Genomic DNA, 19,903 nt, shown 5'->3' with positions numbered 1-19,903 from the left:
CTATCCTTAATAGGGTTTTTAGCAATGAATCAAGGAGAATCGTGCAATGTCGAACAAAGATAAAACACATCAATCACCCATTCATGGCACTGAAGAATCTCAACCGGGCATGGACTCTCTCGCCCCTTCAGACGGCTCTCACCGCCCCTCCCCTGGCCCTTCCGCCCCTGGCGAACAGCCTACCGCACCGGGAAGTATGAAATCCCCGGACACCGGGAACGAGAAGCTGAAATCCCTTGAGCCGCACCGTAAAGGCGGCGAAGGTTTTGCGCTCACCACCAATCAGGGCGTACGCATCGCAGATGATCAGAACTCCCTGCGGGCGGGGACGCGTGGGCCAACCCTGCTGGAAGACTTTATCCTGCGGGAAAAAATCACCCATTTTGATCACGAACGGATACCGGAACGCATCGTCCATGCGCGCGGTTCCGCTGCGCACGGCTACTTCCAGCCATACAAGAGCCTGAAAGCGATCACTAAAGCGGATTTCCTCTCCGACCCGGATAAAATCACCCCGGTGTTCGTGCGTTTCTCCACCGTGCAGGGTGGCGCGGGTTCAGCAGACACGGTGCGCGATATCCGCGGCTTTGCCACCAAGTTTTATACCGAAGAAGGTATTTTCGATCTGGTAGGCAACAACACCCCGGTGTTTTTCATTCAGGATGCGCATAAATTTCCTGACTTTGTCCATGCGGTAAAACCGGAGCCCCACTGGGCCATACCGCAGGGACAAAGTGCGCACGACACCTTCTGGGACTATGTCTCCCTGCAGCCTGAAACCTTGCACAACGTGATGTGGGCGATGTCAGACCGGGGCATTCCGCGCAGTTATCGTACGATGGAGGGATTTGGTATTCATACCTTCCGTCTGATCAACGCCGAGGGAAAAGCCACGTTTGTCCGTTTCCACTGGAAGCCCGTTGCGGGTAAAGCCTCCCTGGTATGGGATGAGGCGCAGAAGCTGACCGGGCGCGATCCGGACTTCCATCGCCGCGAGCTGTGGGAATCCATTGAAGCAGGTGACTTCCCGGAGTATGAACTGGGCCTGCAGCTCATTCCGGAAGAGGACGAATTTAAGTTCGATTTCGATCTTCTGGACCCGACGAAGCTGATCCCGGAAGAGCTGGTGCCGGTTCAACTGGTGGGTAAAATGGTGCTCAACCGCAACCCGGATAATTTCTTTGCCGAAAACGAGCAGGCCGCGTTCCACCCGGGGCATATCGTGCCGGGGCTGGATTTCACCAACGACCCACTCTTACAGGGACGTTTGTTCTCGTATACCGATACGCAGATCAGTCGTCTTGGCGGGCCGAACTTCCACGAAATTCCGATTAACCGGCCAACCTGCCCGTACCACAATTTCCAGCGTGACGGGATGCACCGTCAGGATATTGATACCAACCCGGCCAACTATGAACCGAACTCCATCAACGATAACTGGCCGCGTGAAACCCCTCCCGGACCAAAACGCGGTGGATTCGAGTCGTATCAGGAGCGTATCGATGGCAACAAAATTCGCGAACGCAGCCCGTCATTCGGCGAGTATTACGCCCACCCGCGCCTGTTCTGGAACAGCCAGACGCCGATTGAGCAGCAGCACATTATCGGCGGCTTCAGCTTTGAGCTTAGCAAAGTGGTACGCACATACATCCGCGAGCGCGTGGTCGATCAGCTAGCGCATATTGATATTCAGCTTGCCCAGAGCGTGGCGGATAACCTGGGTATTACGCTGACCGATGAACAGCGCAACCTGGCTCCGCCAAAAGAGGTTAACGGCGTGAAGAAAGATCCGTCGCTGAGCCTGTATGCGGTGCCGGGTGGCTCGATTAAGGGCCGCGTAGTCGCCATCCTGCTGAACGACAAAACCCGCGCCAGCGACGTGCTGGGGATCATGCAGGCGCTGAAAACCCAGGGCGTGCACGCCAAACTGCTCTATTCGCGCATGGGTGAAGTGACCGCCGATGACGGCTCCGTGCTGCCGGTGGCAGCGACCTTTGCCGGTGCGCCGTCGCTGACCGTTGATGCGGTGATTGTGCCGTGCGGGGATATTGCCAGCCTGCTGAACAACGGTGACGCCGTTTATTACCTGCTGGAAGCCTATAAGCACCTTAAGCCGATCGCGCTGTCCGGCGATGCGCGACAGTTTAAAGCGCAGCTGAAGGTGGCCGAACAAGGTGAGGACGGCATTGTCGAAGGAGATAACGTTGATAATGCGTTTATGACGAAGCTGTTTGATTTGCTCGCCGCACACCGCGTCTGGTCGCGCAGCAGTAAGATTGACCAGATCCCAGCGTGAAAAAAGCCGGGTGGCGCTTGCGCTTACCCGGCCTACATTTCGACTGGTTTTGTAGGCCCGGTAAGGCGAAGCCGCCACCGGGCTTTGTCTTAAAGATCCCCGAAAGTCCCCAACCGATACCCACGCTCGGCAATCGCGTATTTCAGCGAGGCCGACGTCAGCACATCCAGCTCCGCCAGACGCGGCCAGCAGTAGGCGCTCTTACGCACGGTATTATCCACAAAGGCAGGATGCGCCATCACTTCCACCGACGTTTCACCACGGGCGGCGGAATCATCCAGCACCTTCAGGAACAGCGCTTCGTCGATTTCATCGCCATAAAACGCGCTGCTGAACCCCGCTGTGGTTGTCACCGCGCACTCCGGCAACCCGCGTATCTCGCGATCCACACGCATCGCCACGCCTTTGCGCTGAGCAAACGCCGCGACAATCGGGAAAATCGCCGGGATCATATGCACGTGGTGATGGCTGTCGATGTGCGTCGGTGCCTGACCAAACACGTCAACAAAGCGGTTGAACTGACACTCCAGCTCGCGGGTAATCTCATCAAGCGGCAGAGCGCCCTGCTCCGCCAGTTCCCAAATCCACTTGCCCAGATGTCCTTCGCGGGTCAGGCCAGGCATCGGCGAAAGCGGCATCCCGAGCGTCAGCACAAAATGTATGCCGACGCCCAGCGCTGGCACTTCGCGGCTCAGCTGCGCCGCGTGTTCAACCGCTTCACCATTAACCAAAGCCGTTGTAGAGGTCACAACCCCCCGGCGACAGGCTTCAATAATGCCGTAGTTTTGGCCTTTCGAGAGGCCAAAGTCATCGGCATTAACGATCAGCAGGTTTTCCATTGTGCATCCTCTCAGTGCTGTTTGAACTTCAGCTTCTCGATCGTGGCGGCAAAGTTCGGCAACCATTTTTCATGCGCCAGAATCATCTCCCTGGCCAGCTGCTCCGCATCGCGGTCAGAATGCACCAGCGGGCTAAGGTTCAGCGCCAGCAGCACGTCATTGAGTTCACCGCTTAGCGCCGCGTTGCTGGCAGCCACTTCAAAGCCTTTGATGGTGTGAATAAGACCCATGACCTTATCATCAAAATGGGTGATGCGCGGATGGGGTTTTGCGCCATCGCGCCCCAGGATGCAGGTCATCTCAACGGCCCAGTCAGCCGGGATGTTGTCGATGTAACCGTGATGCGGCACGTTAACGTAGTGCTCCGCCTGCTTGTCATTGTAAATGGCGTTGATGACTTCACATGCGGCATCGGAGTAGTAGGCCCCGCCGCGCTGCTCAAGTTCTTTCGGTTTGACGTTCAGGTTCGGATCTTTATACAAATCAAACAGCTGTTTCTCAACTTTCTGTACTATTTGTGCACGCGCTCCGCCTTTATAGTACTCGCCCATTTCGATAGCCAGCATCTCTTTCTGCTTGAAGTAGTAGAGCAGATAAGAGCATGGCAGCAGATTCAGGGAGCGGATCAACCCTTCGCTGAACGGCAGGTCGAAGATATTTTTCACCGATGCGGCAGTCAGGCGGCCGGAAGCCACACCGTCGAGCAGTTCGGCAAAACGCGATTTTCCGTTCACGATAACGTCTTTAATAAACACCATGTGGTTCAGGCCGAACAGATCGATGGAGAGATCGTCGCTGTCGGTCAGTTCCAGTACGTCACGAATGAACATCTTCATGCCAATCGGAATATTACAGACGCCGATAAACCGTTTGAACCCGGTGTGGCGATAAACCGCCTCGGTCACCATCCCGGCCGGGTTGGTAAAGTTAATCACCCACGCGCTCGGGCAGACCTCCTGCACATCTTTGACGATGTCGAAAATGACCGGAATGGTGCGCAGACCTTTAAACAAGCCGCCCGCGCCGTTGGTTTCCTGCCCCAGATAACCGTGGCTCAGGGGAATGCGTTCGTCCAGTTCACGCGCTTTGAGCTGGCCCACGCGCAGCTGGGTGGTCACAAAGTCAGCGTCTTTTAATGCCTGGCGACGATCGAGCGTCTTATGCACGGTCAAGGGTACACCGGCTTTTTCAACCATTCGTTTGCACAGGTCGAAAATGATATTCAGTTTTTCCTGACCTTCCTCAACGTCAACCAGCCATAATTCGCTGACCGGTAATTCATGATAACGTTTCAGGAAACCTTCCAGTAATTCCGGGGTATAGCTGCTGCCGCCACCAATGGTCACGACTTTTAATTTCTTTTGCATAACATCTCCCTTCGTGTATCAGGTTAATCGCCTGCAAGGTATAGCGGACTCTTCCCGCTATTTGGGCAAGCAATCAAGGCAATATTTGTGGCGAATGAACTCGCCAGGTACTAATTAATTACCGTCAAATTTTTCCGGTAACTGTTTGGTGTGAATGAGGTAAATTTCTTAAAGGTTTTTATAAACAGGCTGGGGCTACTGTAACCGGACTCATAAGCAATATCGGTGACAGAATAGTTGGTAATTTCCAGCTGTTTTTTGGCAAAGTTAATGCGGATTTCATTAATAATCTGCACGGGCGTTTTACGATAATAACGCTGCGTCGCACGGGTCAGATATTCCTGGGATTTCCCCGACAGAGAGACCATATTTTCCAGCGCGTTTTCGCTGAACTGACCCTTATCGTGCATCAGTTCAACGGTGCTGCGCAGCCATTGCGGGATATCATCCGTCACCTGCTGCTCTTCACGATGATGACGCAGTCGGTTCATCACGTAGAAGGTGACCGTTTCAATAAACTCATCAAATTCATTGTCGCGGAAGTTAAGCGAGGCAATAACCGTTTCAATCCAGGTCATGAACTCGTTTTTGACCCGATAGACCTGGGACGCCACAAAACAGAACGGCACCAGCGGCAGATAGTGCTTCTCAAAGAAGCGTCTGCTGACGCCCACGTTCAGAATGCGGGTCGCACCAAATTCGTAAAAGCTCTGGTGATGGGATCCCATCGGCAGGAAGACAAAATCCCCTCGCTCAAGCAGAACGCGCTTGCCGTTGATCTCCTGGTAGTAGCGACCGGTCAGAACAATCGTGAACTCGTAGTAGTCATGCTGGTGCAGACCACTGGCGCTTTCCGTCTTGTTGTAGATAACCACGTGAAAATTCTTGCCATTAAACAGCTGCTGCTCAAGTGCGGTTTTAATTTCCATCGTGCTGACCTCCTGCCACTCAGCCTGACTTACTGCATCTTCTCGTGAAGCTCGATTAGCTCCGCCACCAGCTCACGCGCCAGCATCGACGTCATCAGGTGGTCCTGCGCGTGAACCAGCACCAGGCTGACCTTCATCTTCCCTTCGCCCTGGTCACCTTCAATCAGCTTTGTCTGCACCAGGTGCGCTTCATTCAGCGCCATACGGGACTGGTCCATCATGGTTTTCGCGGCGGCGAAATCCCCCTGCTTGGCCTGCTTGAGTGCGGCATACGCCAGGCTGCGGGCCTGCCCGGAGTTGATGATAAGACCCATCACCACTTCTTCGAGATCGTTCTCTGCGGTTTCTTCTGCAACGATACTATCCAAATCTAACATCTTTAAGCTCCTTGTGGCTGGCGCGAGTTGCCCCGCGCCGGTCAATCTTAGAATTTCAATGAGAGGGCAATATCCTCTTCGCTCTCTTCTTCATCGATTATGGTGGCGGCTTTGTTCGCAATCGCCACAAACGGCATGTAGAGCAGGGTTGCAATCCCGAGGTTGAATATCGCCAGCAGGAAGGCTGCAACGCTACCGTTGGTGTTGAAGAAGGCGCCCAGACCCGCCGGCATGGTCCACGGTGCAATGTTGGTGACTGGCGGAATGATGCCCATGTAATACGCCGTCAGGGTAATAGCGGCCAGCAGCGGCTGAATCAGGATGAACGGAATGAACATCACCGGGTTCATGATGATTGGCAGACCGAACAGAATCGGTTCGTTAATCTGGAAGATGCCTGATGGCAGCGCCAGTTTCGCGACCTGACGGTAATCAGCGCGACGAGAGACAATAAAGACCGCGATGATCAGACCCAAGGTCGCCCCGGTACCACCCAGGAAGATATAGGAGTCAAGCATCGGCTTCGCCCACACATGGAAGGTTTTACCCGCTGCCAACGCCGCGTCAACGGAGCCGTACTGCTGGTAAAGCGCAACGTTTTCCAGTGCCCATGGGGTCATAATCCCGCTGTCCAGCGCGGCCAGAGCCAGTGAACCATGCACGCCGAAGAACCACAGCAGAGAAGTGAAAATCACATACGCCCAACCAACCACGCCACCCATCGACGCCAGCGGCGTAGAGATAGAATCCATGATGATCTGGTGGAAGTTCGTGCCCCAGTGAGAAAGCGCCCAGGCAATAATCCCCATAATGGAGAGGATAATGAAGCCTGGAATCAACGCGGAAAATGAACGAGATACAGATGCCGGTACGCTATCCGGCAGGCTGATAACCCAGTTGCGACGGATAATAAAGGTGAACATCTCCGCCACCACCAGACCGATAACAATACCGGAGATGATGTTAGCCCCGCCCAGCCAGTTGGCACCAACGGCATAGGCTTCACCGACGCTGTAAGGGGTTACGGTCATAAAGGCGGCAACGGATAATAACCCGGCGGCAAGTGGATCCACTTTCCGCTCTTCTGCCAGCGCCATCCCAATAAAGAAAGGCGCCATCAGCGACATAATCCCCAACGTACCGTTATAGACGTTGCCGCCGATGGCTTTTAAACCGTTAAGGGTTTCAATAGTGGACGCGTCTAACCGAATTCCTAATGAATAAAAGAAGGAACCTTCACCAAAGCTCAGAAAAACGTTGTTAATTAAAACGAACATGGCCCCGGCCAGCGTCAACGGCATTAATTTAATAAAGCCGTTTTTGATGGCATTAACGTGAGGCTGCTTTCCTATTTTAACAGCAAAAGGAAGGAGTACCTTTTCAAGTGAAGCGATGACTTTACTCATAGGAAAATACCCTTAAATGCCGCAACAGAGGTTACGGCGTAATTGTGTGTGAAATTACTCTTTGACGGGAAAAATAAAAATTAATTAGCAGCTTTTTTAATTGCTGCCACAGCAGCTTTCAGTACACCTAAACCATCAATCTTGCCGTACAGCCCCGAGTCGATCACCTCGACCGGTTTATTGGGTAACAGTCGTTGTATTTCGGGCAACATATAGGCAATTTGCGGTCCCAGTAAAACAACGTCGGCGGTCTGGCCTTTTTCGCCCGCCAGCGTCTCTGGAAACGCTTCAATCACCACAGGGACTTCATACTTTTCAGCCTGCGCACGCATCTTTGACACCAGCAGTGAGGTTGACATGCCCGCTGAGCAGAACAGGTAGATATGTTTCTTTTCCATCGTAATTTCCCTCTTGTATGACTACCTGCCATCGCGCTATCACTCGACTCGCTGTCCCGGCAGACAGGTAGCTTGCGTACTGTTGTTTGTCGTTGGAGTGAGTATACGCAATGGTACAGACAGGGGATAATTCTGGATAGACTCAAATTGTCTCTCATTGACCTGGCTTGTTGACTCCCTTCACATTTCGGGCAAATAATTCGCGCAAAGAAATAAGATTTACGTATGCATAAAAAACCGGCCCATGGGCCGGTTTGTTAACATTCTCAGGTAAGCAGCGTTACTGCGCCTTAGGTGCCTGCGGATCGGTATCGTATTCAGCACAGGTCTGATAGCCGGAGTTAATAACATGACCGGTATCATCCAGGGCGACAAAGTAGGTTTCTGCCTTACCATCACGTTGACCCAGGATATAGGTCTGGCAGGTCCCTTTCGCATGAATCATGGTCACTTCAGAAGAAGGTTTACCGGCAATCGCAGCCACCTGCGAACGGGTCATCCCTTTTTTGACGTCTTTCACTACGGGCTGCGTAAACTGATCCTTGGTGCGATCGTAAGCCGTACACCCTGCCAGCATAGTCAGTACCGCCGCTGCGCTAAGAATTCCTGCTACGTTCTTGTTCATATTCCGTCCTCTTGTTTATCAGCGTGTTATCTAAGCATGGGATAAAAAGTACTATTGTTCAACTTTGTGAATTGTGCCAGACGAATTTCGGAAAATTCTAATAAAACAACGATAACCTGCTAAATCGGCGCAAATTAACGCACTCGAAACTGTGATCCTTGTCGTTTCTCGCCCAAAGGGTTAGTTTTAACAGTTAACACATTCTGTTTATGGGGGGCGTGATGGCTCTGCAACAAGAGATTATCCAGGCGCTGGGCGCGAAGCCCGCGGTAGATGCAAATGAAGAGATCCGCCGCAGCGTGGATTTTTTAAAATCGTATTTAAAAACGAACTCTTTCCTGAAATCTTTGGTGCTGGGCATCAGCGGCGGCCAGGATTCGACGCTGACCGGCAAGCTCTGCCAGATGGCGATTTCAGAGCTGCGCGACGAGACGGGCGATGAGACGCTGCAGTTTATCGCTGTACGTCTTCCTTATGGCGTACAGGCCGACGAGCAGGATTGCCAGGACGCCATTGCCTTTATCCAGCCTGACCGCGTGCTCACCGTCAATATTAAAGGATCGGTGCTGGCAAGCGAGCAGGCGCTGCGCGAAGCGGGTATTGAGCTAAGCGATTTTGTTCGCGGCAACGAGAAAGCCCGCGAGCGCATGAAAGCGCAGTACAGCATCGCCGGGATGACCAAAGGTGTCGTCGTAGGCACCGACCATGCGGCAGAAGCGATCACCGGTTTCTTCACCAAATACGGCGACGGCGGCACCGACATTAACCCGATCTTCCGCCTGAACAAGCGTCAGGGTAAGCAGCTGCTTGCCGCGCTGGGCTGCCCTGAGCATCTCTATAAGAAAGCACCGACAGCGGATCTGGAGGACGATCGTCCTTCCCTGCCGGATGAAGCGGCCCTTGGCGTCACCTATGACAACATTGATGATTATCTGGAAGGTAAAAAACTGGATGACGGTACCGCGAAAATCATCGAAAGCTGGTATCTGAAAACCGAACACAAACGTCGCCCTCCGATTACGGTGTTTGACGATTTCTGGAAAAAATAAACGCAAAACGGCAACCCCGTTTCGTAGGCCGGGTAAGCGCAGCGCCACCCGGCTCTTTTTTAACCACCACACACCTGCTACACTGTATACCTGAACAGTATATGGAGTGGTATGTGAGCAGGCGTCAATCCGCCCCGCGTCTTGAGTTTGAAGCGGCGGCTATCTACGAATATCCCGAGCACCTTCGCCCCTGGCTTGAAGCACTGCCTAAACTGCCGGGCGTGTACATCTTTCACGGTGAAAGCGACACTCTGCCGCTCTATATCGGCAAAAGCGTCAATATTCGAAGCCGGGTGTTATCCCATCTGCGTACGCCGGATGAAGCCGCCATGCTGCGCCAGTCGCGACGTATTACCTGGTTCCAGACGGCGGGAGAAATGGGCGCGTTATTACTGGAAGCGCGGTTAATCAAAGAACAACAACCGTTGTTCAATAAGCGCCTGCGCCGCAATCGTCAGCTCTGCTCCCTGCAGATAACCGCCGGCAAACCGCAGGTTGTCTACGCGCGCGACGTCGATTTTTCTCATGCCCCGAATCTCTATGGGCTGTTCGCCAATAAACGTGCCGCACTCCAGGCGCTGCAAACGCTGGCGGACGATCTACAGCTTTGCTACAGCCTTTTGGGTCTGGAGGCAACCACCCGCGGGCGCGCCTGTTTCCGATCCGCGCTGAAGCGCTGTGCGGGCGCCTGCTGTGGGAAAGAGAGCGTTGAGGCGCATCACGCCCGGCTCCTCGCAGGCCTGGCGACCATCAGCGTTAACTGCTGGCCGTGGGAAAATGCCGTCGCGCTAAAAGAAGTGGGTGAAGCGATGACCCAGTATCACATTGTCAACAACTGGTTCTGGCTGGGCGCCGTCGACGACATCAACGACGCGGCAACCTTGTTGCGCACGCCCGTCGGGTTTGACCACGATGGCTACAAAATTCTCTGTAAACCCGTTTTAGCCGGTAAGTTTGAGGTCATTGTGCTCAATGACCTGGCAGCCACATGATTTCGCTGAACAGCAGGGTACCCTGAGGCTCCAGCAGACGCAGAGTATGGGTCCCCTCCTCCCAGCTGGCACCCTGATCGGCTGTCAGCAATTTATCGCCCAACTGCCATGCACCGCTTAACACGAAGACCACGCCCCCGCGTGTTCCAAAGGTGGTAAAGGTACGGTCGGCAACGCGCACCTTCGCCTGACAGCAGTCGCGACGGGTCATAATGTTGAAGTCCATCGCCATCTTTCCATCCGAAAGCAGCGCCTTTACCGGCAGGTCGCCGGCAAAACTGTAGGGCTGATGGTGCTTGAGGATATGAAAGAACGCCTGACCGGCATCGAGCGTCACCTCCCCTCCTTCCAGCAAGGTAATCACCCGATCGACGCCGGGGAAAGAGGAGAATTCGCCGTTGCTGGCGATAGTCGCGATACTGGCACGCCAGTGAAAATCGCGCGTCGCGGGAGGGAAACAACAAATCTCACGCGTTTCGCCAGCACCATTGCGCCAGAGGCTGACCGGCATCTTACGGATATCAAAGAACTCCATCACCACTCCTGAATGGCACAACCCGTGCCAGGGCAAGGATATCGCTATCGTTGCTGTCTTGTTTGTTATCGTTGGGTATTCACAGACACAGTATCGGCAGCAGAGCGGACAGGCCTTAGCAGAACGTTAATAAAAATTCTAACGCCATGACTCTACAAACATTCTCTGAAGCGACTACAGGAGAATACCGCGCTGGTGGCGGCAGACAAGAGGGCAGGAAAGAAAAACCGCCGGTCCTGTCCACAGCGGTTGCGCTTTTGTGGACAGGATCCCGGCGGTCTTAAGAGAGTGAACCGATTATTCGGTTGGTGCTGGCATTTTACCTTCCATCGCCGGACGTTCTGTCAGACGCTTCTCAAAATTCGCATTAAATTGTTTTTTCTGTTCCGGCGTCAGAATGTTGTAGATCTTATTCTGGGTTTCCATATGAGCCAGCATGCGGGCTTTGTGCTGCTCGGCCATTTTGTCGATCTGCGCTTCGGCTTTCGCCTTATCGAAGCTGTCGCTGGCGATGATGTCATGCATCGCACGACGCTCTTCAAGAGGAGGACGTTTCATCTGGTCGCGTTCGCTTTTCTTGATGTCGCGGATCTGCTGCTTCTGCGCATCCGTCAGGTTGAGATCCTTAAACATCATCATCTCGTTGTGCATACCCGGCTTGCCTTTATGATGCATCATCATTTTGCCTTCAGCAGGCGCAGCAGCGGTAGTGGTCGCGGTATCTGCGGCGAACGCCATGCTAGTAGCGCCCAGAGCCAGGGTAGAAGCAACAAACAGTGCAGTAAACTTACGCATAATTTATTTCCTTTCTTTCAGTTATTCTTCGGCGCTATGCCGTGTTGACGAGATTAACTTTACGGGGTTTATCGTCAATTAGTCAGAGCAACGGTAAAACAATGAAAGTGTAAAAAACAAATTTTCGCCAAATGTGGAGGAAATAAGGATAAAGCGTGGAGAGTTGCAACAAAAAATATTCAATACGATGATTTTAAAGAAATTAAGCAGAAGTATAGCGAAGTGAAGATTAATAATAAAGCAATTCACCAGGAATATTCCGCAAAAGAAGGGTGAGCGCTTTAAACGTTAAGAAAAGAGGTTGTATTTCCCCTCCCGGATGACAAGAGGGGAAACGTTCAGGATATTTTTTCCAGCATCAGTCCGGCTCGCAGGCCAAACGCCACGGTGGGATTCGGGAATAAAACATACTCGGTTGTTTTTTGTACCTCGTAACGCTCTTCGCCATCTTCAGCCAGCAGCGCCCCTTTGCGAAACGGCGTGAAGTTCAGGGTGTGCGCGGCCATATGAAGCAGGAAGGCATCGCTGCGGCGCGTGATCTGCTGCACGACCCGATACCGCTCAACGGGCTGATGCGCGTGCTCGGGAACCGTCCCGCCCAGCAGCGCCCGAAGGGCAAGGTGCGTTGGCGCAAAGCGGGACAGATCGTTCTGGCCGAACGGCAGTGCTTTTCCCAGCTCCAGCGTACAGGCCAGCGCGCCGAAGTTTTCACAGGTAAAGTGGGTAAACGTTCCGCCCGGCGACTGATGAAATACCAGCGCCTCCAGCCCCGCGTCACCCAGCCAGCTCAGGAATGCTTCATCCCACGGCTGATTGCGCTGCGGCAGAACGCCAAAGCGGACATGGTAAGACGCGCGAATGGCGGTATGCAGATCAAGATGCCAGCGCGCGGGTCCCGCAGCCGCAAAAAACGCGGTCACGACGTTCTCCAGCCACTGTGCCCGCGCCGTTTCGTCACTCTGCGGGAACTGCGACCAGCGCCCGCCGAACATGCGGTTAATGTCACTCACCAGATACCGTTTGTTTTGCGCCAGCGCAGGCGGATTCCCGAGCACCACCAGCACGCGGCACGTAAGCGCAATCTCTCCGCGATACAGCGCGCGCAGCAGCAGGTCAACAATCTCAACGGGCGCCGTTTCATTCCCGTGGATGCCCGTTGAAAGCAGCAGCGACAGCTCACTTTTTGCACCCGGCGTCAGCTCAAGCACCCCGCGCCCCAGCCAACGCCAGCGGAATGAGGGGCCCTCCCCCTCACTCTGTTCCGGCGTTTCATCGGCCAGGGTCAGTGCCAGTAAATTTTCCATACCCACTCCTTAGCGCTGGAACGGATAAACCGATCCCAACTGCAGGATTGATGTTAACGCGTCCAGCGCCTCGCGCCCTTCTCGCAGCAGCTGCGGGTCGACCAGGTCAGCCTGCGTTAGCCGGTCGCGATAGTAGCGTTCGACCCAGTCATTCAGCCGCGTAAAGAGCGTATCGTTCATCATGACCGCCGGGTTCACCGCCTGCATTTCGTCCTGGGTTAATACCACGCGCAGGCGTAAACAGGCTGGACCACCGCCGTTGGCCATGCTTTCACGCAGGTCAAACACGCGCAGCTCGTCAATCGGGTTATCGGCCTTCACCAGCTCCGTCAGGTATCGCCACACTCCGTTATGATCCCGGGACTCTTGCGGCAGGACCAGCATCATGCTGCCGTCATCGCGGCTCAGCAACTGGCTATTGAACAGATACGTTTCGACCGCATCCTGCACGCTGACCGCCTGCGTTGGTACCTGAATCGGCATAAATCCAGGCACGCGTTCACGCAGCGTGGCAAGCAGCGTCTCCTGATGGGCAAACGCCTGCTCGTGGCAGAACAGCACCTGGCGGTTAGAGACGGCAATCACGTCGTTATGGAACACGCCCTGGTCGATCACCTGCGGGTTCTGCTGGGCAAAAATTACCTGTGAAGGATTAACCTGGTTCAGGCGGGCGACCGCCTGGCTGGCCGCCAGCGTCTGGCGCGCGGGATAGCGAACAGGGGCGGAATGACCACCCTCCTCGCGCCCGTAGATAAACAGCTGCACGCCAGGATCGCCGTAATCGCCCCCCAGACGGTTATGGTTGGCGGCGCCTTCGTCGCCAAACATCGCCACCTGCGGCAGGGCCTGATGCACCTCAAAATGGGCGTCATGCTTGAAAATGGCGCGCAGCACGCGCTCGGTGGTTTCCGCTTCGGTGGCGCGGTGGAATTTGTTATTCAGGTTCGCCACCGTCAGATGGACTTTGCCATCCAGGGTATCGGCTGACGGTGCGACGGTCGCGGCGTTTGCGACCCACATCGAGGAGGCGGAGCTTGCCGCAGAGAGCAGGTGCGGCGTCTGCGTACCCGCTTTTTCGACCACCTGCTCATCGCTGCCGGTGAAGCCGAGCTGGCGTAACACCGCCACGTTCGGGCGTTCCTGCGGCGGAATAACCGCCTGCGGGAAACCGGCATCCGCCAGCGCTTTCATTTTTAGCAGCCCCTGCTTCGCCGCCAGCTTCGGGTTTGAGACCTGAAAGCGGTGCTTCGTCGAGGCTTCATTACCAAAGGAGAGACCGGCATAGTGGTGCGTCAGCCCCACCAGCCCGTCAAAGTTAACTTCACGCGCTTTCATGACGATCCCCTCCGGTAAAATCCAGCCCCGGGTTGAGCGTTTCCGGCAGCGTCAGCGCCGGGGTTTCCAGGCTCGCCATCGGCCATGCACAGTAATCCGCGGCATACCACGCGCTGGCGCGATGGTTGCCCGACGCGCCCACGCCGCCGAATGGCGCGGTACTCGCCGCACCCGTAAGCGGTTTATTCCAGTTCACAATCCCGGCGCGCGCTTCCAGCAGCAGTTGTTCAAACTTCTCGCGATGCGGCGAAATCAGCCCGCTCGACAGGCCGTAGCGGGTGTTATTGGCCATTGCAATGGCCGCATCAAAATCGTCGTAGCGCCAGACGCACAGCAGCGGGCCAAAGACCTCTTCATCCGGCACGTTGCTCGCCCCGCTCATTTCAACGATGCCCGGCGTCAGCAGCGAGGTACCCGGCTGAACCTGCTTCGGCTCGAGTAAGGTTTTCGCGCCGCGCGCGACGTGGTCCTGCCAGGCCTTCAGCACGTTCAGCGCGGCCTGCTCGGAAACCAGCCCACCGATAAACGGCTGCGGGTCGGCATCCCACGCGGCTGGCACCAGACGCGCGCTCACCTCGACCAGACGTTTCAGGAAAGCATCCCCCTGCGCGCCCCGCTTCACCAGCAAACGGCGGGCGCAGGTGCAGCGCTGTCCGGCGGTAATAAAGGCGGACTGAATCGTCAGGTGCACCGCAGCGTCGATATCATCAGGGTCTTCCACAATCAGCGGGTTATTGCCGCCCATCTCCAGCGCCAGAATTTTCTCCGGCTGTCCCGCCAGCTGGCGATGCAAGTGATAGCCCGTACCGGCGCTGCCGGTGAACAACAGACCGTCGATATCGCTCAGCGCGCTCAGCGCCTGACCGGTTTCACGACCACCCTGCACCAGATTCAGCACGCCCGGCGGCAGGCCAGCCTGTTCCCACAGCCTAACCACCGCCTCGCCGGTGAAGGGCGTTAACTCACTCGGTTTGAAAATAACGGTATTGCCCGCCAGCAGCGCGGGCACAATATGGCCATTCGGCAGATGCCCCGGGAAGTTGTACGGACCAAACACCGCCAGTACGCCGTGCGGGCGGTGGCGCAGCGTGGCCGCGCCGTCCGGCATGTCGGTGTGCTGTTCGCCGGTGCGGGTGTGGTACGCCTTCACCGAAATGGCGATTTTATTGATCATCGCCGTCACTTCCGTTGCCGCTTCCCAGCGCGGCTTGCTGGTTTCTGACGCGATGATGCGCGTCAGTTCGGCTTTGTTCGCTTCCAGCAGCCCGGCAAATTTTTCAACCATCGCCTGGCGCACGGCGAAGGGCTGTTTTGCCCACGCCGGAAACGCGCGGCGAGCGGCATGACAGGCCTGTTCAACCTGCGCGGCGCTGGCGTCGTTCCCCTTCCAGAGCACCTCTTTTCCTACCGGATTGGTCTTTACGCGCTGTTCGCCTTCGCCCGTGACCCAGTCACCGTTAATCCATAATGTCATGCTGTTTTCTCCTCAGGGCAGAGACGCACCAGGCGAACCTTATCGCCGGCGTTACATTTCAGGGCATCCAGCTCCGCAGCCGTCAGCACCAGACGTTCACATTTCGGGTTGGTCCGCACCAGCATGGCGCGGAAGTTGGTGTAATTTTCGTTCGACACCAGGCATGCCGGCCAGTCACCCGGCGCGGGCTGGCCTTCAGAGACCTCAACCAGCCGGCTTTTACGGATTGCGCGTACGCGGTCGATATCGCATTCAAGCGTCGGCCCACCGTCAAAGATGTCGACATAGTTACGGTAGCGGAAGCCCTCTTTCTCCAGCACCGCGCGGGCAGGCGCGGTTTGCGGATGAACTTCGCCGATCACCGCCTGCGCTTCCGGCGTTAAGAAATGGGTATAGATAGGATGCTTTGGCATCAGCTCCGCGATAAACGCTTTCTGACCGGTACCGCACAGGTAGTCCGCCCGGCTGAACTCCATTGAGAAGAAGCGCTCGCCCAGGCTCTCCCAGAACGGTGAGTATCCGGTGTCGTCGATCACGCCGCGCATCTCTGCGACCACTTTTTCGTTAAAGCGATCGCGGAAGGCAGCCATAAACATAAAGCGCGATTTGGAGAGCAGATAGCCGTTGCCCTCTTTGCGCCACGCCGGGTCGAGGAACAGCGTGCAGAGCTCGCTGGCGCCCGTGTGGTCGTTACAGAGAAACAGCGTAGGCAGCGCGTTATAGACGTTCAGTTCTTTCGAGGCATGAACCATGGTGCCGACGCGGTAGTTGTACCACGGGTCGTTAAGCCCAACGGCCACTTCAATGGCGCAGATCCCGGCCACGGTCCCCGTGTCGGTGTCTTCCAGCACGAACACATACCCCTGTTCGCTTTTTGGCAACGTCCCCTGCCAGGTTTGCAGGGCGCGCTCAATGCGCGCCGACAGCGTTTTTTCATCGGCAGGAAGCGAGGTCAGCCCGCCTCCCGTCTTACCGGCAAGCTGCATGAGCCCGGCGATATCGCCGCGCTCAACGGGACGGATGACCATCATGATGACACCCCGGACTTCACCTGTTCACACGCCAGCGCAAAACGATCCAGACCGGTTTGCACCTCTTCCTCGCTGACAATCAGCGCAGGAGCAAAACGCACCACGTTGGCACCGGCAATCAGTACCATCACGCCCATTTTTGCCGCTTCCTGTGAAATAAGTTTAGCTTTTCCAGCAAACTCAGAGGTGAGTTCACAGCCAATTAACAGCCCCAGCCCGCGAATTTCTTTAAACATCCCCGTTTTGCTGTTGATGGCATTCAGGCGTTCAACGAACCAGTCGTGACGTTGTTTAACGCCTTTCAACACCTCAGGCGTGTTAATGATGTCGAGAACCTGTCCGGCAACGGCGGTTGCCAGCGGGTTGCCGCCGTAGGTGGTGCCATGGGTGCCCACGGTCATCACGCTGGCGAATTTATCGGTGGTCAGCATCGCCCCAATCGGGAAGCCACCGCCCAACGCTTTTGCGGTAGAGAGAACGTCCGGCGTGACGCCGTAATGCATATAGGCATACAGCTCGCCGGTGCGGCCCACGCCGGTCTGCACTTCGTCGAAAATCAATACCGCGTCGTGACGGTCGCACAGCTCGCGCAGCCCCTGCAGGAAGGCTTTTTGCGCCGGTAGAACGCCGCCCTCGCCCTGCATCGGCTCTACGATCACCGCGCAGGTGGTGTCGTTAATCAGCTCGCTGGCGGACTGCAGATCGTTATAGATGCCGTGGCGAATATCCGGCGGCAGCGGTGCGAAATCCTGCGAGTAGGAAGGCTGGCCGCCCGCGCTGACGGTAAAGAGCGTGCGCCCGTGAAACGCATTTTTAAACGCCACGATGCCGCTCTTGTGGGTACCAAATTTATCGTGCGCATATTTGCGCGCCAGCTTCAGCGCCGCTTCGTTGGCTTCCGCCCCCGAGTTACAGAAAAAGACTTTTTCAGCAAACGTCGCGTCGATCAGCTTTTTGGCCAGACGCAGCGCAGGCTCGTTGGTGAAGCCGTTGCCGGTATGCCAGAACTTCGCCGCCTGGTCGTTCAGCGCCTGACGCAGCGCCGGGTGTGCATGACCCAGCGCATTCACCGCAATCCCACCTGCAAAGTCGATATACTCTTTACCCTGCTGATCCCACAGGCGCGAGCCTTCCCCACGAACCGGAATAAAAGCCGCCGGAGCGTAAACCGGCATCATCCATTCATCGAAATTTTCACGCGTAATTGACAGAGACATAGCGACCTCATCCGGTAAATAAAAGGTTATTTGAATGTTAAATAATTGAGTGTTTGCACTGTGAATGTAGATTGCAGCCTTCGTGCCAGCCAGCGATAAAAATGCATAAACGGATTGGGGCATCAGAATATCAATGAGTTACAATATGGAGTTATTCACTGTTAGTGCATAAAAAGTGAATATTTTTACGACAAGCGGCGCTTTGCCGCATGAAAATCAGAAAGAGTATGCACGAGCCAAATATAATTCTGGAATTGTGATCGCTCGCGAAATTTATCGGTCATTTACGCCCTGTTTGGGGGCGAAGCGCGTCAGAATGGTGCAAATATTGCACCACTGGCATTATCTGTCGCAGTTATTGGTGGATCCCCGTAACAGTTGTCGCAAATTCTGCTACCATCCTTGCACTATTCACCTTGCACTGGCAGCGACTATGAAATTTGTCTCTTTTAATATCAACGGCCTGCGTGCCCGCCCTCATCAGCTTGAAGCTATCGTTGAGCAACATCAGCCAGATGTGATCGGCCTGCAGGAGACCAAGGTTCACGACGACATGTTCCCCCTCGAAGTGGTGGCGAAACTTGGTTACAACGTCTTTTATCACGGTCAGAAAGGACACTATGGCGTCGCGCTGCTCACCAAAGCGCCGCCGGTTTCCGTGCGTCGCGGCTTCCCCGGCGACGGTGAAGAGGCGCAGCGTCGCATCATCATGGCGGAAGTGCCTTCTGCGCTTGGAAATATCACGGTCATTAACGGCTATTTCCCACAGGGTGAGAGCCGCGATCACGAGACAAAATTCCCGGCCAAAGCGAAGTTTTATCAGGATCTGCAGGACTACCTGACAGCCGAACTCAAAAAAGAGAATCCGGTGCTGATCATGGGCGACATGAATATTAGCCCGACGGATCTGGATATCGGTATTGGCGAAGAGAACCGCAAGCGCTGGTTACGTACCGGCAAATGCTCCTTCCTGCCGGAAGAGCGTGAGTGGATGGAGCGCCTGCTTGGCTGGGGCCTGGTGGATACGTTCCGCAATGCCAACCCGGAAACGCAGGACCGCTTCTCGTGGTTTGACTACCGCTCAAAAGGCTTTGACGATAACCGTGGCCTGCGTATCGATCTCCTGCTGGCCAGTTCACCGCTGGCGGAGCGCTGCATTGAAACCGGGATCGACTACGATATCCGCAGCATGGAAAAACCGTCTGACCACGCGCCGGTGTGGGCTAAATTCAAGCTGTAATGACGCGTGAACAGTCGAAAAATCGCATTCCTGTGCGCCCTTCTGGGCGCATTTGTTCTGACGTTTGTCGTGCTTCCCCCGGGCACACTCTCCCTGGAAGGGATTAAAACTCACCAACAGGCGTTACTCTCCCATGTTGACCACGAACCGCTACGAAGCGCGCTGATCTTTTTTGCGCTCTATGTGCTGGTCTCCGCCCTGTCGATACCCGGCGCGGCAATCCTGACCCTGCTGGGCGGTGCGCTGTTTAGCCTGTGGGAAGGCACCGTGCTGGTCTCGTTTGCCTCGACGCTCGGGGCCACGCTTGCGATGCTCGCCAGCCGTTATCTGCTGCGGGACTGGGTCCAGCGCCGCTTTGCTCAGCAGATGAAAACGGTGAATGCCGGCATAGCGCATGACGGCGCGGGCTATCTTTTTGCCCTGCGCCTGATGCCGCTGTTCCCGTTTTTTCTGGTGAATTTGCTGATGGGTCTGACCCGCATTGGAGTCTGTCGCTACTGGTGGGTTAGCCAGGTCGCCATGCTGCCGGCCACGGTTATCTTTCTGAACGCCGGGCGCGAGCTGGGAAACGTGTCATCGCTCCGCGATATTTTGTCGCCGGGCATGCTATTCGCCTTTACACTATTGGGGTTATTACCGCTAGCTAGCCGATGGCTGTTTTCCCGTTTCACCTCTTCGTTCAAAAAGTGAGGCA

Annotated in this window: 19 protein-coding genes; 5 read left to right on the top strand and 14 right to left on the bottom strand. The window is 55.4% G+C overall.

Features of this window, described 5'->3' with window-relative positions:
• Nucleotides 1-46 precede the first annotated feature (46 nt).
• Entirely contained in the window at nucleotides 47-2,296 is a 2,250-nt protein-coding gene (katE, locus tag PYW49_RS00790; protein ID WP_320385351.1) for a catalase HPII, read from the top strand.
• An 89-nt stretch (nucleotides 2,297-2,385) separates the two neighbouring features.
• Here katE and chbG read toward each other — a convergent pair whose 3' ends face one another.
• The 7 genes from chbG to osmE form a co-directional block, all read right to left on the bottom strand.
• Complete coding sequence (gene chbG, locus PYW49_RS00785; RefSeq protein WP_320385350.1) at nucleotides 2,386-3,135, bottom strand: chitin disaccharide deacetylase; 750 nt, start codon at nucleotides 3,133-3,135, stop codon at nucleotides 2,386-2,388.
• Between the two features lie 11 nt (nucleotides 3,136-3,146).
• Nucleotides 3,147-4,502, bottom strand: coding sequence for a 6-phospho-beta-glucosidase (locus PYW49_RS00780; RefSeq protein ID WP_320385349.1), 1,356 nt, complete (start codon nucleotides 4,500-4,502; stop codon nucleotides 3,147-3,149).
• A gap of 110 nt (nucleotides 4,503-4,612) precedes the next feature.
• The gene (gene chbR, locus PYW49_RS00775; protein WP_059310970.1) at nucleotides 4,613-5,431 is read right to left on the bottom strand and encodes a transcriptional regulator ChbR; all 819 of its coding nucleotides are present in this window, start codon (nucleotides 5,429-5,431) and stop codon (nucleotides 4,613-4,615) included.
• 29 nt (nucleotides 5,432-5,460) lie between these two features.
• Entirely contained in the window at nucleotides 5,461-5,808 is a 348-nt protein-coding gene (gene chbA / locus PYW49_RS00770; protein ID WP_134349950.1) for a PTS N,N'-diacetylchitobiose transporter subunit IIA, read from the bottom strand.
• 47 nt (nucleotides 5,809-5,855) lie between these two features.
• A complete protein-coding gene (chbC, locus tag PYW49_RS00765; RefSeq protein WP_134349949.1) occupies nucleotides 5,856-7,214 on the bottom strand; it encodes a PTS N,N'-diacetylchitobiose transporter subunit IIC in 1,359 nt (452 codons plus the stop codon).
• Between the two features lie 80 nt (nucleotides 7,215-7,294).
• Complete coding sequence (gene chbB / locus PYW49_RS00760; protein ID WP_008500676.1) at nucleotides 7,295-7,612, bottom strand: PTS N,N'-diacetylchitobiose transporter subunit IIB; 318 nt, start codon at nucleotides 7,610-7,612, stop codon at nucleotides 7,295-7,297.
• 280 nt (nucleotides 7,613-7,892) lie between these two features.
• The gene (osmE, locus tag PYW49_RS00755; RefSeq protein ID WP_010430142.1) at nucleotides 7,893-8,237 is read right to left on the bottom strand and encodes an osmotically-inducible lipoprotein OsmE; all 345 of its coding nucleotides are present in this window, start codon (nucleotides 8,235-8,237) and stop codon (nucleotides 7,893-7,895) included.
• Between the two features lie 221 nt (nucleotides 8,238-8,458).
• Between osmE and nadE the strand changes: the two genes are divergently transcribed.
• Together nadE and cho are read left to right on the top strand one after the other, a co-directional pair.
• A complete protein-coding gene (gene nadE / locus PYW49_RS00750) occupies nucleotides 8,459-9,286 on the top strand; it encodes an ammonia-dependent NAD(+) synthetase (protein WP_134349948.1) in 828 nt (275 codons plus the stop codon).
• Between the two features lie 113 nt (nucleotides 9,287-9,399).
• Nucleotides 9,400-10,278: an excinuclease Cho gene (gene cho / locus PYW49_RS00745; RefSeq protein WP_320385348.1), complete on the top strand. Its 879-nt coding sequence runs from the start codon at nucleotides 9,400-9,402 to the stop codon at nucleotides 10,276-10,278.
• On the opposite strand, the gene ves is transcribed toward cho, so the two are convergent.
• From ves to astC, 7 genes are all read right to left on the bottom strand, one after another.
• Nucleotides 10,256-10,813 carry an environmental stress-induced protein Ves gene (gene ves, locus PYW49_RS00740; RefSeq protein ID WP_320385347.1) on the bottom strand — a complete coding sequence of 186 codons (558 nt, stop codon included), beginning with the start codon at nucleotides 10,811-10,813 and terminating at the stop codon, nucleotides 10,256-10,258. The genes cho and ves overlap by 23 nt on opposite strands.
• Nucleotides 10,814-11,110: 297 nt before the next feature.
• Nucleotides 11,111-11,608 carry an ATP-independent periplasmic protein-refolding chaperone Spy gene (gene spy, locus PYW49_RS00735; protein WP_134349945.1) on the bottom strand — a complete coding sequence of 166 codons (498 nt, stop codon included), beginning with the start codon at nucleotides 11,606-11,608 and terminating at the stop codon, nucleotides 11,111-11,113.
• Between the two features lie 338 nt (nucleotides 11,609-11,946).
• On the bottom strand, nucleotides 11,947-12,912 hold the full coding sequence (gene astE / locus PYW49_RS00730) for a succinylglutamate desuccinylase (RefSeq protein WP_320385346.1): 966 nt from the start codon (nucleotides 12,910-12,912) through the stop codon (nucleotides 11,947-11,949).
• Between the two features lie 9 nt (nucleotides 12,913-12,921).
• Nucleotides 12,922-14,247, bottom strand: coding sequence for an N-succinylarginine dihydrolase (astB, locus tag PYW49_RS00725; protein ID WP_320385345.1), 1,326 nt, complete (start codon nucleotides 14,245-14,247; stop codon nucleotides 12,922-12,924).
• Nucleotides 14,234-15,721, bottom strand: a complete 1,488-nt coding sequence (astD, locus tag PYW49_RS00720) for a succinylglutamate-semialdehyde dehydrogenase (RefSeq protein WP_320385344.1) — start codon at nucleotides 15,719-15,721, stop codon at nucleotides 14,234-14,236. The genes astB and astD overlap by 14 nt, the downstream gene beginning before the upstream one ends.
• Nucleotides 15,718-16,752: an arginine N-succinyltransferase gene (astA, locus tag PYW49_RS00715; RefSeq protein ID WP_134349941.1), complete on the bottom strand. Its 1,035-nt coding sequence runs from the start codon at nucleotides 16,750-16,752 to the stop codon at nucleotides 15,718-15,720. Before astA ends, astD begins: the two co-directional genes overlap by 4 nt.
• On the bottom strand, nucleotides 16,749-17,969 hold the full coding sequence (astC, locus tag PYW49_RS00710; protein ID WP_134349940.1) for a succinylornithine/acetylornithine transaminase: 1,221 nt from the start codon (nucleotides 17,967-17,969) through the stop codon (nucleotides 16,749-16,751). The genes astA and astC overlap by 4 nt, the downstream gene beginning before the upstream one ends.
• A gap of 433 nt (nucleotides 17,970-18,402) precedes the next feature.
• On the opposite strand from astC, the gene xthA reads away from it, so the two are divergent.
• Together xthA and PYW49_RS00700 are read left to right on the top strand one after the other, a co-directional pair.
• On the top strand, nucleotides 18,403-19,209 hold the full coding sequence (gene xthA / locus PYW49_RS00705; protein ID WP_320385343.1) for an exodeoxyribonuclease III: 807 nt from the start codon (nucleotides 18,403-18,405) through the stop codon (nucleotides 19,207-19,209).
• A gap of 6 nt (nucleotides 19,210-19,215) precedes the next feature.
• Nucleotides 19,216-19,899 carry a TVP38/TMEM64 family protein gene (locus PYW49_RS00700; RefSeq protein ID WP_134349938.1) on the top strand — a complete coding sequence of 228 codons (684 nt, stop codon included), beginning with the start codon at nucleotides 19,216-19,218 and terminating at the stop codon, nucleotides 19,897-19,899.
• Nucleotides 19,900-19,903: the final 4 nt, after the last annotated feature.

Origin of the sequence: Enterobacter chinensis, assembly GCF_034008295.1 — a bacterium.
GTDB lineage: Bacteria > Pseudomonadota > Gammaproteobacteria > Enterobacterales > Enterobacteriaceae > Enterobacter > Enterobacter chinensis.
Note: the sequence above shows the minus strand (reverse complement) of the source record. Positions and strands in the feature narration are given on the sequence as shown.

Coding starts and splice junctions, on each gene's coding strand:
- spy (WP_134349945.1), bottom strand. CDS start 11,608: ATGCGTAAGTTTACTGCACTGTTTGTTGCTTCTACCCTGGCTCTGGGC.
- xthA (WP_320385343.1), top strand. CDS start 18,403: ATGAAATTTGTCTCTTTTAATATCAACGGCCTGCGTGCCCGCCCTCAT.
- chbA (WP_134349950.1), bottom strand. CDS start 5,808: ATGTTAGATTTGGATAGTATCGTTGCAGAAGAAACCGCAGAGAACGAT.
- chbB (WP_008500676.1), bottom strand. CDS start 7,612: ATGGAAAAGAAACATATCTACCTGTTCTGCTCAGCGGGCATGTCAACC.
- osmE (WP_010430142.1), bottom strand. CDS start 8,237: ATGAACAAGAACGTAGCAGGAATTCTTAGCGCAGCGGCGGTACTGACT.
- chbC (WP_134349949.1), bottom strand. CDS start 7,214: ATGAGTAAAGTCATCGCTTCACTTGAAAAGGTACTCCTTCCTTTTGCT.
- astD (WP_320385344.1), bottom strand. CDS start 15,721: ATGACATTATGGATTAACGGTGACTGGGTCACGGGCGAAGGCGAACAG.
- chbR (WP_059310970.1), bottom strand. CDS start 5,431: ATGGAAATTAAAACCGCACTTGAGCAGCAGCTGTTTAATGGCAAGAAT.
- astA (WP_134349941.1), bottom strand. CDS start 16,752: ATGATGGTCATCCGTCCCGTTGAGCGCGGCGATATCGCCGGGCTCATG.
- astB (WP_320385345.1), bottom strand. CDS start 14,247: ATGAAAGCGCGTGAAGTTAACTTTGACGGGCTGGTGGGGCTGACGCAC.
- chbG (WP_320385350.1), bottom strand. CDS start 3,135: ATGGAAAACCTGCTGATCGTTAATGCCGATGACTTTGGCCTCTCGAAA.
- astE (WP_320385346.1), bottom strand. CDS start 12,912: ATGGAAAATTTACTGGCACTGACCCTGGCCGATGAAACGCCGGAACAG.
- astC (WP_134349940.1), bottom strand. CDS start 17,969: ATGTCTCTGTCAATTACGCGTGAAAATTTCGATGAATGGATGATGCCG.
- PYW49_RS00780 (WP_320385349.1), bottom strand. CDS start 4,502: ATGCAAAAGAAATTAAAAGTCGTGACCATTGGTGGCGGCAGCAGCTAT.
- nadE (WP_134349948.1), top strand. CDS start 8,459: ATGGCTCTGCAACAAGAGATTATCCAGGCGCTGGGCGCGAAGCCCGCG.
- katE (WP_320385351.1), top strand. CDS start 47: ATGTCGAACAAAGATAAAACACATCAATCACCCATTCATGGCACTGAA.
- ves (WP_320385347.1), bottom strand. CDS start 10,813: ATGGAGTTCTTTGATATCCGTAAGATGCCGGTCAGCCTCTGGCGCAAT.